Raw genomic sequence first — 15,916 nt, forward strand, 5'->3', positions numbered from 1 at the left:
GTGAATATATTATACTGAAAAAATAAATCGAAATAATATGAAAATTTTGTTTTGTCTTCACTAATTGTATACTACATACACGTAAGACTACATACATCATGTTATCGACTTGTAAGGAGAGAAAAAAATGAAAAGTGTAAGATTACCATCGATGCTAGAAATTATTATTCTTTTATGCCTATTTCTTGCTGTCGTCTTTTCCTTCCAAACGATTTTTGATCTCCCAATTCAATTAGCGCTATTTATTTCATGGTTTTTAGTTATTGCGCTTGGATTAAGATTAGGATTTCGTTATCAAGAATTGCAAGATGCAATTACGAAAGGGATTTCTAATGGATTAGAAGCAATTCTTATTTTAGTTGCAGTTGGGGCTTTAATTGGAACGTGGATTGCTGGTGGGGTTGTACCTACATTAATTTATTATGGATTAGAATTCATTCACCCTAGCATATTCTTATTGGCAACTTTAATTATTTGTTCAATCACTTCTATCGCGACAGGAACATCATGGGGAACAGTTGGAACTGCAGGTATTGCTATGATGGCGATAGGTGAAGGGCTTGGATTACCACTTCCGCTTGTTGCGGGTGCAGTCCTTTCAGGAGCTTATTTCGGAGACAAATTATCACCACTTTCTGATAGCACAGTTCTTGCAGCTTCTATGGCGAAAGTAGATGTTATTGCTCACGTTCGAGCTATGCTCGTATTAGACGTTCCAGCTTATATTATTACCAGCATTATGTTTACTGTTGCTGGATGGATGTATGGCGGGGATAATGTAGATTTAAATAGAGTTGAGTTTTTAAAAGAATCTTTATTAAAGCACTTTGATATTAAAATATGGATGCTTGTTCCAGCGGTAATTGTTATTGTGCTATTGGCGATGAAGAAACCATCTATGCCAACAATTGCTATGGGAGCTTTAATTGGTGCAATTTGGGCAACACTTTTCCAAGGAATGAACTTTGGAGAGGCAATTGGAACAGCATATAACGGATTCTCAATTCAATCTGGTGTCGAGTTTGTCGATAAGTTATTAAACCGTGGTGGAATTAATGGTATGCTTGGTTCAGTAGCTGTTATTATTTTCGGCTTAGGTTTTGGTGGATTACTTGAAAAGTTAGGTGTTCTAAAGGTAATCGTATCGAAATTTGAGAAGAAATTAAATTCTGCAGGTAATGTAACATTGTCTACATTAATCGTTGCGTTTTTAGCTAATATATTTGGTTGTGCGATGTACGTATCACTTATTTTAACACCAAAAATTATGGAAGAAAGCTATGATAAATTAAAAATAGATCGCCGCGTATTAGCACGTAACTCAGAAGTAGGTGGAACTTTGACTTCTGGTATGGTTCCATGGTCTGATAATGGTATTTTTATGGCTGGTATTTTAGGTGTATCAACATTATCATACGTTCCATTTATGTGGCTAAGCTTCGTATCACTCATTTTAGCAGTTATTTATGGATATACAGGCAAGTTCATTTGGTATGTAGATGATGCGGATAAAGGAAAGCAAGCATCATAAAAAAATTACCTTCTGCGGTGGCGGAAGGTAATTTTTTTATATGTATCAATGAGAATTCTTATCATTTGATGGAAAGTCTGTTAAAATAAAAGATGTAGGTATTTTATTTTCAAGGGGATGAAAAAATGGAGTACAGAATTGAAAGAGATACATTAGGAGAAATGAAAGTTCCAGCTGATAAATTATGGGCAGCACAAACGCAGCGTAGTAAGGAAAATTTTCCGATTGGAACAGAGCATATGCCGCTTGAAATTGTAAAAGCATTTGCGATTTTAAAGAAGAGTGCAGCGCTTAGTAATCAAAAATTAGGAAAGCTATCAGAAGAGAAGACGCAAGCAATTGTGGAAGCTGCTGATGAAGTTATCGCAGAAAAATGGAATGAACATTTTCCACTTGTCGTATGGCAAACGGGTAGTGGTACACAATCGAATATGAATGTAAATGAAGTAATTGCAAACCGCGGTAATCAAATTTTGAAAGAAAAGGGATCTGACGTACATATTCATCCGAATGATGACGTGAACATGTCTCAAAGTTCCAATGATACGTTCCCAACAGCACTTCATGTAGCGTGTGTAATTGCGGTAGAAAATCATGTATTGCCAGCTATTACGAAATTAAAAGAAACATTAGCAGAAAAAGTAACTGCATTTGAACATATTATTAAAATCGGTCGTACGCATTTACAAGATGCAACACCTTTAACGTTAGGACAAGAAATTAGCGGATGGCACCGTATGCTTGAAAAAACAGAGCGTATGATTGCAGATAGCAATACATATATGAAAGAATTAGCAATTGGTGGTACTGCGGTTGGAACTGGAATTAATGCGCACCCTAAATTTGGTGAGATGGTAGCGGAAGAAATTAGTCTGTTTACAGGTAAACAATTTGTTTCTGCACCAAATAAATTCCATGCGTTAACGAGCCATGATGAAGTTGTATTTGCACATGGAGCATTAAAAGCATTAGCTGCTGATTTAATGAAGATAGCTAACGATGTGCGCTGGCTTGCAAGTGGTCCACGAAGTGGTCTTGGGGAAATTATTATCCCTGCAAATGAACCAGGAAGCTCTATTATGCCAGGTAAAGTAAATCCAACGCAAAGTGAAGCATTAACAATGGTTGTAGCACAAGTTATGGGGAATGACACAACAATCGGATTTGCTGCGAGCCAAGGTAATTTTGAGCTAAACGTATTCAAACCAGTTATTGCTTACAACTTCCTGCAATCTGCTCACTTATTAGCTGATGCAACCGTTTCGTTTAATGATAAATGTGCAGTTGGTATTGAAGCAGATGAAGAAGTAATTAATGAAAATGTAAATCGTTCATTAATGCTTGTAACAGCGCTAAACCCACATATCGGGTATGAAAATGCCGCGAAAATTGCGAAGCATGCCCATAAAGAAGGGTTAACTTTAAAAGAAGCAGCATTGCAATCTGGACTACTAACAGAAGAGCAATTTGATGAGATTGTAGATCCGAAAAAAATGATTGCTCCGAAAGAATAATAGAAGAGGCCAAGATTCTTAATTTAGAATCTTGGCTTTTTTTGATATTTATTTTATGTTTCCGCCACTTGTACTACTGCAAGCTCCAAAAGATATTATTTGTTAGAAGACGTATTCATTACTTTCATATGTGGGCAGTTCTCTTTTAAGAGTGAAATGAATTTTTCTTCTTCTTGTGGTACGAAAGTTGTCACAGAGTCAAATAAATTATAATCAATTTCTAATTGCTGCCTAGTCCATTTTTCTGAACGGAGTGTTTTGCCAGAGTATTTAATGTGACGAATATCTTCAAATGGAATTTCAGTACGTAATATGAAACCGTGTTTTACAATAAGAGAAGATTCCGTTATGTTGTAGTGAGAGAAATAGAATGAAGAGAGATTCACGATATTTAACAGCATCATAAGAGTGAAAAAAATAGAATTTTCGTTTTGGAAGAATAGCGAAATGAAAAAAATAATTATAAATAATGTAATAAAAATGACGTGAAATGGATTTTTTTTCGCTTTAAACTTCAAGTTAGTCACCTCGTTATACGTGTTATTTAACTAAATTAAATCACAACATCGTAATAAACCGAAAGAATATGCAGAATTGCATATTCTTTCGGTTTATTATTCGTGTAAAATTTTTTGATAGGATAAATTTAAATGAAGTTTTTAATAGTGGAGTGGCATAAAGTGACTAACAAGAATAGAAGTGTAGTGCTAGTCATAATTAGTTGTATGATGATTATGAATGGCTGCTCAAATAGATTCGCTGAGGATGGAAAGCGAAAACATGTATTTGTACAAGCGAGTAAAGTTTTAGTGGAAGTTGTTTATAAAATATATAAAGGGTAAAAAGGGTGTTTCTATATGTGGAAACACCTTTTTGTAGTTAAAATTGAATACTGAAGTTTTGGAATGAGTGAATGTTGGTTCCATGTTGAACGAGGTTGTTATCACTTAAATATTGAATAGCGTATTTTACTTCTTTCAATATAGTAGGAGAAAGACCAAGTGTATGATGTGAACCGTAAATTTGTTTAATAGGAGAGAAGTTTGTAATTTTGTTTAGAGACTGAACTAAGTCTACAGGATTTGTCGATGGATAAAACGCAAAAATCGTGCCTTCATAAAGTAAATCTCCTGTGAATAAAAACGCAGTTTCATAATCGTATATACAAATATATCCTGGTGAGTGACCTGGAGTATGTATAATTTGAATTTTCCTATTTCCGATATCAATAATGTCTCCATCCTGTAGTAATTTTGTTGGTGTTCCTTGAAATGGATTGAATGTTTCAGGTTGAAATGTTTTAGGTGTAGGTTTAGTAATGTCACGAGCGATGTCGTGCCTAATTTGAGTAATAGGAAGTCCTTTTATGCCGTTAATGAGCCAATCTTCTTCTAAAGCATGTACATAGATTTCTTCATATTGTGAGTGACTACCGATATGATCCCAATGAACGTGTGTTGTGACAACTGTAATTGGTAAGTTTGTTAGTTGGTCCGTTATACGTTTCATATTATCGATACCTAGTCCAGTATCGATAAGGAGTGCGGTGGTATCGCCTACAAGTAAGAAGGAATGTACTTTCTCCCAATGTCCATATTCACTAATCGCATATGTATTTCGAGCGATTTGTTTAACAGTAAACCAAGGGTCGTGCAGAATAGTCATGTTTTGTTTCACATCCTAAATTCATTTATTAAACACATTCGCTTTTCGTTGCTTTAAGTCCTTTTTTAATTTGTTTAATAGATTTTTTTATAAAAGTTTATAAAATGGGTAAACGGAACGTTGAAATGTTTGTTTGTGTTATGTTAAGATGGTGAAGTGGTAATAAACGTTATTGTGATTTGTTTAGTTTTTGAATAAACGTTTTGAAGGAGTGTTTAGTGTGAGTGATATTTCAGAGAAGTTTTGGGATGCATCGGTTGAGGAATTGAAGAAAGGGTATGTGTTTGAAGCGGAAGCAGAGGAATATATTTGTTTAGCTTGTGGAGAAACGTTTATTAAAGGGGTTATTTATCAAGAAAATCAAGTTTTGTATGAAGCAGAGAAGTTTGTACAGTTGCATATTCAAAATGAGCATACATCTATGTTTGAATATTTATTAAATCTTGATAAAAAGTTTACAGGCTTAACTGATTTGCAAAAGAAAATGGTTCAGTTTTTCCATATGGGACTTAACGATAAAGAGATTGTAAAAGAAATGGATGGCGGGAGCACATCGACGATTCGCAATCATCGATTTACATTGCGCGAGAAAATGAAGCAAGCGAAAGTATTTTTAGCGTTAATGGAATTGTCAGAAGAAAAATCAAAAGTTCAAACTAAATTTGTACCGATTCATAGAACAGCTACGATGGTGGATGATAGATACAATATTACAGAGGAAGAAAATGCTGAAGTTTTAACAGCGCATTTTACAGAAGGTTTGGATGGACCGCTTTCTAAATTTCCGAAAAAGCAAAAGCGGAAATTGATTATATTACGTCATTTAGTGAAGAAATTCGATAGTAATAAAAAGTATACTGAAAAAGAAGTAAATATAGTTTTAGAAAATATATATCCGGATTTTGTAACTTTGAGAAGATATTTAATCGAATATGGTTTTTTAGATAGAACAGCTGATGGAAGCCAATATTGGGTGAAGTTATAAGAATGAAGAGAAGAAAATGAATAGATGCACATAATAAAAACAACTATACAAAGAGATAGAGGATTACAGATACGAAAAATATGTTAAAGTTCTATGATGAATTTGAAAATAGTGAGTGGAAGAAGCAATTACTTTGACGAGCAAACAGTATAGAAATGGTTGGAGTAATTACAACTATTTGAGCACGGATTTAACCGTGCAGATTTTAAATAAAAGGAGAAATGAAATTTGAAACCACCTACAGATAACGATAAAGAAGGTGTAGAGTCACAGAAGTCAGAAACAGAACATAAGCCGATATGGAAATCGATGTCCATGTTTTTAGTGCCGTTACTTTTAAGTAATGTATTACAATCAGTTGGACAGTTATTTGGAATGGTAGTAGTAGGAAGATGGCTTGGCGTAAATGATCTAGCAGCTATATCGGCATTTTTCCCGTTATTTTTCCTACTCGTTTCATTTGTAATTGGAATTGGTTCTGGTAGTTCAATTTTAATTGGTCAGGCATTTGGTGCTAAAAATGAGGAGCGCTTAAAAGCTATCGTTGGTACGACGCTTACGTTTACTTTTATTATCGGAGTCGTGTTGGCGATAATAGGTAGTATTTTTGCGATGGATATTATGCGTCTTATGGGAACGCCAGAAAATATTATTGAAATAAGTGTGCATTACGCAAGAATTTTATTTATATCTATGCCAGTATTATTTTTATATTTTGCATATACAACATTTATGAGAGGTACAGGAGATTCAAAAACGCCATTTTACTTTTTAATCGTAAGTACAGCGCTAAATATGATTTTATTACCAATTCTTATTTTTGGCTGGTTAGGAGCTCCGAAATTAGATGTTTACGGAGCAGCCTATGCTTCAGTTATATCTACAGTTATTACGTTTATTGTCATGCTAGTGTATTTAAAGAAGAAAAATCATCCACTACAATTAGACGGGACAGTAAGAAAATATCTTCGTATGGACTGGGAGTTATTAAAATTATTGTTACGCCTCGGTATTCCAGCGAGTATTAATATGATATTAGTTTCATTATCAGAGATCGCGGTAATCGCATTTGTAAATCGGTACGGTTCAGATGCAACAGCGGCGTATGGTGTTGTGAACCAAGTTGCAAGTTATGTACAAATGCCAGCGGTCAGCCTCGGTATTACGGTATCAATTTTTGCAGCGCAATCAATTGGTGCGAACCAATTTGATCGATTACAGAAAGTTGTTAAGGCCGGAATTATTATGAATTATATCATTGGTGGTGTATTAATATCTCTTATTTACTTGTTCTCAAGAGATATTTTAGCACTATTTTTAACAAGTCAAAATACAATTGACATTGCTCATAGTCTAATCATGATTACATTATGGAGCTACTTAATTTTCGGTCATGCACAAATTATTAGTGCGACAATGCGAGCAAGTGGTACTGTACTATGGCCAACTGTAATCAGTGTTGTATCAATTTGGCTTGTTGAAGTACCTGTGGCGTATTATCTTTCTTACCATACGAGCCTTGGAATAGAAGGGATATGGATTGGGTATCCAGCTGCATTCATCGTCAGCTTAATATTACAGTATGCATATTATAAGCTTTCATGGCAGAAGAAACGAATTACACGATTAGTGAGTTAAAAGATGAAAATGTCCCTAAGTCATTATACTTAGGGACATTTTTTTATGAATGCTTATAAATAACTTTTTAAAGTTATGTCAAAATGTTGTCTAATGAGTTCTCCATTATTCATATAAAACTCCCAAGCTGTATCTGGCTCACCGATAATTTCAAATGAACCTTCTGTAATATATAAAGCGCAATTATCTTCTAATGCAATACCTTCTATATTACCTTGGTGAGTTTGTAAAAACGTATGGAAGGCATTCATTCTATTTAATTGATTGTAATGGGGGCAAAATCTTTTGTTAACAATACCCCAGCCACTACTTTCTATATAACCGGAACCTTCATAATCTGAACGAATGCTAGATGTGAACCAGCACATAGCACCGGCACTATATCCTGCAATAAGTGTTCCACGTTTTAAAGCAAATAGTAACTTTTCATCTAGTTTATGTTCTTTCCATTGTTCAAGCATGTGAACGTAATTTCCACCGCCAAGGTAAATTAAATCGGCAGAATGAATCATCTCATCTATTTCATATTTAGTAGGTGTTTCGGTTGAAATGCGTAAAATTTGAACCTCACAATGTAATTGCTTTTCAAATGTTGCTAAAAATAACTTTATATATCCTTCATCATCACGACTAGCTGTAGGAATGAATAATACTTTTGGGTATTGTTTATTCGTTAATTCTATAAGTCGTTCATTAATATGCAAGTGATTTGGATCTTGTAAATCACCGCCACCAATGACAGCTAATTTCATAGTAAAGCACCACCTAATAATATTTGTTATGTAAAAATTCGATAGTGGGGAGTTACATTCCTTCTGTGATTTAATGAATAAGGGGAAATAAAGTGAACAATATATTGAAATAGCATAAGGAGTCGATAGCTGTGGATAGAAAGGAATTAGAAGCAGTTTATCCCGCTATTTGCGGGCAGTAAACTCCCGCCTCAAAATTCGATTGGAGCAAAGCAGTTAGGTGGGAGCCCTGCTGCCCGTAAACGCCCGATTGGTGTGGGCTAATAATCAGTAGGGGATGAACAAAATCCCCATTGATTAAAGTTTCACTTTATTGATATATAATACTGGAAAATATTGTTTTAAAATATGGGGACAATATGTTTAAATGAATATAACGACGTACTAATGAATGTTGAAAGAGTATTTATATTTAAAAAGTACAGGGAATACCAAAAGTTTTACAAAAGTGTTTTTTACTTTTTATAGGAACTTATTTTATAATATAGTTAAATTATATTAATATATTTATTAGCGTAGACTAAAAAGAGGGAGCGTGAAAGAGTGGATTTTCGATTTGAGTTCGCAGCGAAGGTGAAAGAATATTTAGATGATGAAAAAGATGAAAAAATAATAAAAGATGGACACAGAGATATAATTTATAAATATTTATATCCGTTAGAGAGTGAAATTGGAATTTTTAAAAACCCTAACTTTACTTTTTTTGCATCAGGAAGACGCTCACATATAGTATTAGAAAATATTGAATTTAAAACAGAAGTAAACGTAGAAAGTAATATAATTGAAATTACAAAAATAGTGGATAATGTGGTGATTCCATTAGATACTATCGTAGCTAAAGATCGGGAATTATTTGCACTTGGGCGTAATGAGAAATTTAGTGTGCAAATATTAGAATATTATCTCTATGATACATTTGGAGAGAAGTTAGGTTTACAATGAATCGAACGTGGTACAGATAACTAATTAGTGGAGATTAGGATTCATTTAAGTATCAGTTAATATCATTTATGTTTGACCTTCTATATATTTTATACTACAATCTGTAGTGTGAAAGGGGCCATACGATGTTTACTCAAAACTACAAGTTAAATGAGCAAGGGTTAAATCACTTTTTCGGACCGCTTGAAGCGAAAATAATGGAAATTGTTTGGGCTACTGAGGGTATTACCATTAAAGATGTGCAACAGAGATTAAGTGAAGAATCCCCGGTGAATTTTAATACGGTAATGACAGTTATGAACAGATTAGTAGAGAAAGCACATTTAGAAAAGCATATTGTGAAAAGAAGTGGTATGTATCGTACTACACAAACGAAGGAAGAATTTTTATCTAATCAAACGAAGAAAATGACACAGGAATTAATGGGTGAATTTGGAGATCTTGTTGTGAACCATATGATAGATGAGTTAGAACAAGCTGATCCATCTTTAATAAAAAAATTAGAAGAGAAATTAAGTCGGCTAAAAAAAGAGGACCGATAAAATGAAGTGGCAAATGCGTAAAATCGTTTTGTTAGCAGTGACTATTAGTGTGCTTTTTTTAAGCATGTTAGTATACTACGTTACATACCCATTTCTTTTTCAAAATAAAGCATTTTTCCTTTCTCAATTTTGTTTATTTGAATTACAAAAACATATGAGGGAACTATCAATACTTCGTATAATGATAGCCGGATTACTGTTATTTACTGTAATCATTATGAGTAAAAGAATTTGGAAGCAATTTTTTTATAGTAAAAGATTGAAAAGAAATCTCGTGTCTATTACTAGAAAAGGAAAGCAAGTGTACGTATTATCAACGTTACAGATTACGGCATTTACAATTGGATTATTTCGACCGAAAATTGTCATTTCAGAAGGAATGTTTCAGGCATTTTCTGAGGAAGAAATTGATGCGATTGTATTACATGAGGAATATCATCAAAAAAATCGAGATCCATTAAAGTTATTTTTCTTTACATTGTTAGCTGAGGGAATGATGTATATTCCTATATTAAAAGGGATGTTGCAGCGTTATCATGTATATCAAGAGCTATCAGCAGATAAATATGCGATGCAAAAAATGAAATCTTCATTTGAGCTAGGTAGTGCATTATTAAAGTTAATTAAAATAAAGACGATGGAAAATCAATGTATTACAGCGTCGTTTGCGAAAACCGCAATTAATTTACGAATTGAGCAAGTGTTGAATGAGAAAGTTGTTAAGCTGAATATGCCAGTACATACAAATTCAGTATATGTAACGTTAGGGCTATTTTGTATGTCGATTGTACTTATTGTCGGAGAGTGCATATAGCCTCTTTTTTTAATAATTAACACTACGCATTGTAGTGTATTTAGGAGGGATAAAATGAATGCAGCGGATTTAACAATTTGGCTAGTAGTAGGGGCTGGGATACTTTCATTTATATCACCATGTTCTTTACCGCTATATCCATCTTATTTATCATATATTACAGGTGTGTCTATTCAAGATTTAAAAGAAAATCGTGGGATTATGCAAAAGTCAGCGATTATACATACAGTATTTTTTATGATCGGTTTCTCGGTTATATTTTATGCGTTAGGTTTATCGGTGAGTTGGATTGGGATTACTTTTTCATCTAATCAAAGATTGATTCAGCAAATTGGTGGGGTTTTTATTGTTTTGATGGGGTTATTTATGACTGGATTGTTTCAGCCTAAGTGGCTTATGGCAGAGAAAAAAGTGCAGTATAGAAGTAAATCGACAGGATATATTCGCTCAGTTTTGGTCGGCATGACATATGCAGCAGGATGGACACCGTGTGTTGGTCCGATATTTTCTGCAGTGCTTATGCTCGGGGCGACCAATCCTGAAAGTGCGCTTCTTTATATTACGGCATATACTCTTGGCTTTGCAGTTCCGTTTTTCGTGATGGCATTTTTTATTGGAAAGGTAAAATGGATTGTTACTTATGCCAATGTCATGATGAAAATCGGCGGTGGAATGATGATTTTAACAGGGGTTTTATTATATACAAATCAAATGACGAAAATTACAGCGTTCTTTATTCGTCTATTCGGCGGATTTACGGGATTTTAGAAATGAGGAGGAAAAAAAGTGAAGAAACTAATTGCTATTATACTAGCTGGGGCACTAATTTGGGCAGGAGTTAACTTTTATAATACTAAGAAAGAAGAAAAAGAAAGAAAAGCGAAACAAGCGGAGTTACAAGAGAAGGAAGTATTACCACAAGTGGGATTTAAAGCGCCGAACATAACATTAAAAGGATTAGATGGGAAGCTTTATTCGTTAAATGATGCAAAGGGAAAACCATATGTTATTAATTTTTGGGCATCATGGTGTGGTCCATGTGAAATGGAGGCTCCTGATCTAGTTCGTTTGTATGATAAATATAAGGAGGATGTTGAAATCTTTGCGGTAAATGCAACAATCGGGGATCCAGTACAAGAAGCGAGCGCATTTGCAGATCGTCACGGATTTAAATTTCCTGTTCTATTAGATATGGACGGAGTAGCTGGAATAGATTATAAAGTATTTTCTTTACCAACGACATTTTTTGTTAATAAAGATGGAATTATTGTAGATCATGCACGAGGGGTATTACCTCCAGATCAATTAGAAGAGAAGTTTAAGAAAATAATTGAGAATTAAGAGGGGATTTCATAGTGATGGAGTGGATGGTGAGGTTACAACCCGTTTCTCTTATAATAGGAAGTTTATTTGGATTTACTCTAATGAAACTAAGGATGAAAAAGCAAAATATTCAATATGAAAAAATGATGGATGCAGTAACGAATGGCTTTCTTATCATTGTATTAGTATGGAAATTCGCACCGGCAATTTTAAATCCGGTATGGGCCATTGGGGCGCCAATGCCAGCATTATTAGCTGTAGGAAGTATTCAGCATATTATAGTAGGGTGCGTAATTGCGAGTATATATATTGTTTGGAAAAGTAAAAAAGAGCAATTTTCTCTTCGGATTTTACTTGATACATTACCTTTTGGATTTTGCGTGAGTATAATCTTTTATTTTATATTCCATCAAGAAGTAGGTGCACAAACGACACTGCCGTGGGGGATGAAAATATATGAATCAAAATTTTTGTATCATCCTATTTTCATGTATGAGATTATACTCGCGCTCGGTATAATTGGCTCGTTATGGATTAAAAATGAAAGATTAGGAAATGGAAAGAATATAAGCTTTTTTCTAATTTGCGAGGGAATTGCTCATATCATTATTTCACTTATTAGTGAACAAAATTCAGTTCTATTTGGTCTTTCAATACAGCAAATACTCAGTTTTTTTATTATTAGTTTAGGGATTTTATTAGTACCAAAAAAATAAAAGTAGCCATGGACGGAGAGCATGGCTATTTTTGTATCATCATATGAATTAAAAAATCGGCGGAGTAACAGAAAATAAAACAATCGCATTTTTCTCGAATTGATTTACCCATTTATGTTTTAAATAAGCTGGTATTTTTACGCTATCACCAGTTTCTAATGTGTATTCTTCTTCATTTAAGTGCAATGTGATTTTTCCGTCTAATACTAATGCTAATTCTTCACCTTTATGTTCTAGAACATTTTCTGATGAAGCAGTATTTGGTGGGATAGTCATAATTGCTGTTGCTAAATTTCCTGTGAAATCAGGTGATAACAATTCATATGATAAATTATCGATAATCATTTTTTTTCTTTTATGAGAACGTACAATTAAATCGTCTGTATTATTTTCTTCAAGTAAAAAACTAAATGTTGGAACATCAAGAGCTTTTGCAAGTACCTTTAATGTTTGAATAGAAGGGTTAGCAGAACCACGTTCAATTTGACTAAGCATTGATGGTGTGATTTCGGCCATCTTTGCTAATTCTTTACTAGTTAATCCTTTTTCTTTTCTTTGTTTTTCAATCTTTTTACCAATATCTATATTTTCCATAATAAATGCTCCTTAATAATTATTAAATTATATTTAAATAAATTAAATTGAAATTAACTAAAATGAATTATTTATGTTAAACTATATTAAAATTAAATTAATTATAATTTATTATATGGCTATCTACAAGGAAATGAGGAGGAAGAGGAATGAAGGAGATAGAGGCATTAAAAGAGCAATATCCACTAGTAAATAACTTAATCGCAACAGAAGAAGTATTTTGGATAAACCCGAATATGGAAAAGTATGAAACAGCAATAAAAAATTCGCCACTTAATGAAGAACATGTAAAAGACGCGGAAGAGAGATTAAAGCGTTTTGCACCATATATTGCGAAAGTATTTCCTGAAACGAAAGAAACAGGCGGTATTATAGAATCACCTTTAGTGAAAATCTCTTCTATGAAACAATCTTTAGAGAAAAATTACGAGCAGCCTATTTTAGGAGAATTATTATTAAAGTGTGATAGTCATCTTCCGATATCAGGATCAATAAAGGCAAGAGGCGGCATTTATGAAGTGTTGAAACATGCAGAGCAATTAGCATTGCAGCATGGAATGTTAACAGAGAAAGATGATTATTCAATTTTAGATAGTGATAGATTTAGAGGTTTCTTTGCGAAGTATTCAATTGCAGTAGGTTCTACTGGGAATTTAGGGCTTAGCATCGGTATTATGAGTGCGAAACTAGGTTTTAACGTGACTGTTCATATGTCAGCAGACGCAAAAGAATGGAAAAAAGATTTATTAAGAAGTAAAGGTGTAAACGTTATTGAATATGAAGCTGATTATAGTAAAGCAGTAGAAGAAGGAAGACTGCAAGCAGATGCAGATCCTAGCTGTTATTTTGTTGATGATGAAAACTCGCATGATTTATTTTTAGGATACGCAGTAGCAGCGTCACGTTTACAAAAACAATTAGAAGAGTTAGAGATTGTAGTAGATGAAGAGCACCCTTTATTCGTTTATCTTCCGTGCGGAGTAGGGGGCGGACCTGGCGGAGTAGCATTCGGCTTAAAGTTATTGTATAAAGACAACGTACACTGTTTCTTTGCGGAGCCTACGCACTCTCCGTGTATGTTACTCGGTTTAATGACAGGGCTTCACGATAAAATCGCCGTTCAAGATATCGGGATTGATAATGTAACTGATGCGGATGGACTTGCGGTAGGAAGACCATCTGGATTTGTCGGTAAAACGATGGAACCATTTTTGAGTGGAAATTACACAGTAAGTGATGAGGAGTTATATAGATTATTAAAAGAACTGGCTGATACTGAAAATATTTATTTAGAGCCTTCTGCATTAGCGGGTATGATAGGGCCGTTGAATGTATGTAAAGCTGAAAATGAGTATTTACAAAAACAACAGTTAACAGAGAAGGTGAAGAAAGGTACTCATATTGTGTGGGGAACTGGTGGGAGTATGGTTCCGGAAGACGTGATGAATGGGTATTATAAGAAAGGTTTGGAATTAACGTTAAAATAAAAATGAGGCTATTTACAGCCTCATTTTTTTCATGTGCATAAAATTCTTTGTTATTTTCGCATTAGTTCATTATAGTATAGATATAAAGGATTGCTAATATCGAATAAATATAACAAAAAAGCTTTATTTTACATAATAAGAGGATGTGTATACGATGTCATTACAGACTAAATATATAGCGGGTATTTCGCTTGGGGTTATGGGCGTAGGTTTTGCGGCTTCCATCCCTTTTCAAGGAACGGTAGCTGGAGAAATTATACAAGGTGGATTTGAAGCTGGGTTAGTTGGTGGACTTGCGGATTGGTTTGCGGTTACAGCTTTATTCCGTCATCCGTTGGGAATCCCAATTCCACATACAGCATTATTACCGAAAAATCGTAAGCGGGTAACAAAGGGACTCGTTTCTACGTTAGAAAATGAATGGCTGACGAAAGACAGTATTACAAGTAAAGTAAAAGAAATGCAGCTAGCGCAAATGGTACTGCAAATTGCTGAGAAAGAGTTACAGTCTGACGCTGTGAAAAAAGGGATTGTAACAATTGCTGAGAAAGCGATTCTTCAAATAGATACGGAAAAATTAGCAGTTATTATTGAAAAAGAATTAAAAACGTATTTGCATACAATTAATACAAGTAACATATTACAAGTTCTCGTGGATCAATTAGTAGTGCAAGAATATGATGAAAAAACACTTGATTACATATTAGTAAAAGTGAAAGATTGGACAGCTCAAGATGAAGCACGTTATCAGCTCGGAAGCTTAGGCATGAAGGCGATGGAAAACATAAAAGTAGATGGATTCCTACAGTTTACTTTGAAATCGTTTATGAATATTGTTGATGAGGATAAAATCGGCGGCATTTTGCAGAAGTTTATCATTAGCAATATTAACAGCTTACAAGATGCAGATAATAGCACAAGGCAACTTATATTAGCGAAAATTCGTCAAGAGATTATAAATGTAAAAGAAAATGAATCTTTATTACAGGAATTAGAGAAGTGGAAAGAAAAATGGATTGCAAATTGGGATGCTACTGACAAAATAAAAGAGATGCTAGAGCAAGTACAGAGTAGGGCAGTTACTTTTGTGAAGAATGAAGAATTTGCTGATAAATATGTTGTTCCATTCTTACAAACACAAATGAATAAAATAAAAGAAGACGAATTGACTGTTCAAAAAATAGAAGATTGGTTACAAAAACAAGTTGTTACTATTGTTGAAAAGAATCATTCGAAAATTGGAAAGCTTGTGCAAGAAAACCTTGATAAGTTAGATGATAAAACATTAATCGAAATGATTGAAAATAATGTCGGTAAAGATTTGCAGTGGATTCGTGTGAACGGGGCTGTTTGTGGTTTTATGATTGGATTAATTTTAGAAGGAATAAAAGCGATTATATGAGAAAAACCTTC

Annotated in this window: 17 protein-coding genes; 13 read left to right on the forward strand and 4 right to left on the reverse strand. The window is 33.9% G+C overall.

All coding sequences use genetic code 11. The features are described 5' to 3' along the window. Positions 1-127 precede the first annotated feature (127 nt). Positions 128-1,531: a Na+/H+ antiporter NhaC gene (gene nhaC / locus QCI77_RS08870; protein WP_002135474.1), complete on the forward strand. Its 1,404-nt coding sequence runs from the start codon at positions 128-130 to the stop codon at positions 1,529-1,531. Positions 1,532-1,656: 125 nt separating this feature from the next. After that, positions 1,657-3,045, forward strand: a complete 1,389-nt coding sequence (fumC, locus tag QCI77_RS08875) for a class II fumarate hydratase (protein ID WP_002035171.1) — start codon at positions 1,657-1,659, stop codon at positions 3,043-3,045. 95 nt (positions 3,046-3,140) lie between these two features. Here fumC and QCI77_RS08880 read toward each other — a convergent pair whose 3' ends face one another. Then, positions 3,141-3,563: a PH domain-containing protein gene (locus QCI77_RS08880; RefSeq protein WP_044441536.1), complete on the reverse strand. Its 423-nt coding sequence runs from the start codon at positions 3,561-3,563 to the stop codon at positions 3,141-3,143. Between the two features lie 132 nt (positions 3,564-3,695). Between QCI77_RS08880 and QCI77_RS08885 the strand changes: the two genes are divergently transcribed. After that, positions 3,696-3,887, forward strand: a complete 192-nt coding sequence (locus QCI77_RS08885; protein WP_002141208.1) for a hypothetical protein — start codon at positions 3,696-3,698, stop codon at positions 3,885-3,887. Positions 3,888-3,924: 37 nt separating this feature from the next. On the opposite strand, the gene QCI77_RS08890 is transcribed toward QCI77_RS08885, so the two are convergent. Then, complete coding sequence (locus QCI77_RS08890) at positions 3,925-4,710, reverse strand: MBL fold metallo-hydrolase (RefSeq protein WP_353824782.1); 786 nt, start codon at positions 4,708-4,710, stop codon at positions 3,925-3,927. Positions 4,711-4,930: 220 nt separating this feature from the next. On the opposite strand from QCI77_RS08890, the gene QCI77_RS08895 reads away from it, so the two are divergent. Both QCI77_RS08895 and QCI77_RS08900 read left to right on the forward strand, forming a co-directional pair. Next, positions 4,931-5,695: a DUF2087 domain-containing protein gene (locus tag QCI77_RS08895; protein ID WP_353824783.1), complete on the forward strand. Its 765-nt coding sequence runs from the start codon at positions 4,931-4,933 to the stop codon at positions 5,693-5,695. Between the two features lie 228 nt (positions 5,696-5,923). Continuing rightward, positions 5,924-7,333 (forward strand): MATE family efflux transporter, encoded by a 1,410-nt coding sequence (locus QCI77_RS08900; RefSeq protein ID WP_061688931.1) that lies wholly within the window; start codon positions 5,924-5,926, stop codon positions 7,331-7,333. Positions 7,334-7,386: 53 nt separating this feature from the next. Here the strand turns inward: QCI77_RS08900 and QCI77_RS08905 are convergent, their stop codons facing one another. After that, on the reverse strand, positions 7,387-8,085 hold the full coding sequence (locus QCI77_RS08905) for a peptidase E (RefSeq protein ID WP_002031081.1): 699 nt from the start codon (positions 8,083-8,085) through the stop codon (positions 7,387-7,389). A 543-nt stretch (positions 8,086-8,628) separates the two neighbouring features. Here QCI77_RS08905 and QCI77_RS08910 point away from each other — a divergent pair. The 6 genes from QCI77_RS08910 (at position 8,629) to QCI77_RS08935 (ending at position 12,422) form a co-directional block, all read left to right on the forward strand. After that, positions 8,629-9,027 carry a DUF3942 family protein gene (locus QCI77_RS08910; RefSeq protein WP_002031084.1) on the forward strand — a complete coding sequence of 133 codons (399 nt, stop codon included), beginning with the start codon at positions 8,629-8,631 and terminating at the stop codon, positions 9,025-9,027. A gap of 125 nt (positions 9,028-9,152) precedes the next feature. Continuing rightward, positions 9,153-9,569 carry a BlaI/MecI/CopY family transcriptional regulator gene (locus QCI77_RS08915; protein WP_002031086.1) on the forward strand — a complete coding sequence of 139 codons (417 nt, stop codon included), beginning with the start codon at positions 9,153-9,155 and terminating at the stop codon, positions 9,567-9,569. 1 nt (position 9,570) lies between these two features. After that, positions 9,571-10,383: a M56 family metallopeptidase gene (locus tag QCI77_RS08920; protein WP_113769396.1), complete on the forward strand. Its 813-nt coding sequence runs from the start codon at positions 9,571-9,573 to the stop codon at positions 10,381-10,383. A 54-nt stretch (positions 10,384-10,437) separates the two neighbouring features. Continuing rightward, positions 10,438-11,151 carry a cytochrome c-type biogenesis protein CcdA gene (gene ccdA / locus QCI77_RS08925; protein WP_002031088.1) on the forward strand — a complete coding sequence of 238 codons (714 nt, stop codon included), beginning with the start codon at positions 10,438-10,440 and terminating at the stop codon, positions 11,149-11,151. Positions 11,152-11,169: 18 nt separating this feature from the next. Then, entirely contained in the window at positions 11,170-11,724 is a 555-nt protein-coding gene (locus tag QCI77_RS08930) for a TlpA family protein disulfide reductase (protein ID WP_002031090.1), read from the forward strand. Positions 11,725-11,738: 14 nt separating this feature from the next. Further along, positions 11,739-12,422, forward strand: a complete 684-nt coding sequence (locus tag QCI77_RS08935; protein WP_242246597.1) for a prolipoprotein diacylglyceryl transferase family protein — start codon at positions 11,739-11,741, stop codon at positions 12,420-12,422. A gap of 48 nt (positions 12,423-12,470) precedes the next feature. Here QCI77_RS08935 and QCI77_RS08940 read toward each other — a convergent pair whose 3' ends face one another. Next, positions 12,471-13,016 carry a helix-turn-helix domain-containing protein gene (locus tag QCI77_RS08940; RefSeq protein ID WP_002141215.1) on the reverse strand — a complete coding sequence of 182 codons (546 nt, stop codon included), beginning with the start codon at positions 13,014-13,016 and terminating at the stop codon, positions 12,471-12,473. Positions 13,017-13,165: 149 nt separating this feature from the next. On the opposite strand from QCI77_RS08940, the gene QCI77_RS08945 reads away from it, so the two are divergent. Beyond that, complete coding sequence (locus tag QCI77_RS08945; protein ID WP_113769394.1) at positions 13,166-14,503, forward strand: D-serine ammonia-lyase; 1,338 nt, start codon at positions 13,166-13,168, stop codon at positions 14,501-14,503. 154 nt (positions 14,504-14,657) lie between these two features. Continuing rightward, positions 14,658-15,905, forward strand: coding sequence for a DUF445 domain-containing protein (locus tag QCI77_RS08950; RefSeq protein WP_088031589.1), 1,248 nt, complete (start codon positions 14,658-14,660; stop codon positions 15,903-15,905). Positions 15,906-15,916: the final 11 nt, after the last annotated feature.

The organism is Bacillus cereus group sp. MG9 (genome assembly GCF_040459995.1).
Taxonomy (GTDB): Bacteria; Bacillota; Bacilli; order Bacillales; family Bacillaceae_G; genus Bacillus_A; species Bacillus_A mycoides.

Coding starts and splice junctions, on each gene's coding strand:
- nhaC (WP_002135474.1), top strand. CDS start 128: ATGAAAAGTGTAAGATTACCATCGATGCTAGAAATTATTATTCTTTTA.
- QCI77_RS08945 (WP_113769394.1), top strand. CDS start 13,166: ATGAAGGAGATAGAGGCATTAAAAGAGCAATATCCACTAGTAAATAAC.
- fumC (WP_002035171.1), top strand. CDS start 1,657: ATGGAGTACAGAATTGAAAGAGATACATTAGGAGAAATGAAAGTTCCA.
- QCI77_RS08890 (WP_353824782.1), bottom strand. CDS start 4,710: ATGACTATTCTGCACGACCCTTGGTTTACTGTTAAACAAATCGCTCGA.
- QCI77_RS08950 (WP_088031589.1), top strand. CDS start 14,658: ATGTCATTACAGACTAAATATATAGCGGGTATTTCGCTTGGGGTTATG.
- ccdA (WP_002031088.1), top strand. CDS start 10,438: ATGAATGCAGCGGATTTAACAATTTGGCTAGTAGTAGGGGCTGGGATA.
- QCI77_RS08920 (WP_113769396.1), top strand. CDS start 9,571: ATGAAGTGGCAAATGCGTAAAATCGTTTTGTTAGCAGTGACTATTAGT.
- QCI77_RS08915 (WP_002031086.1), top strand. CDS start 9,153: ATGTTTACTCAAAACTACAAGTTAAATGAGCAAGGGTTAAATCACTTT.
- QCI77_RS08905 (WP_002031081.1), bottom strand. CDS start 8,085: ATGAAATTAGCTGTCATTGGTGGCGGTGATTTACAAGATCCAAATCAC.
- QCI77_RS08885 (WP_002141208.1), top strand. CDS start 3,696: ATGAAGTTTTTAATAGTGGAGTGGCATAAAGTGACTAACAAGAATAGA.
- QCI77_RS08940 (WP_002141215.1), bottom strand. CDS start 13,016: ATGGAAAATATAGATATTGGTAAAAAGATTGAAAAACAAAGAAAAGAA.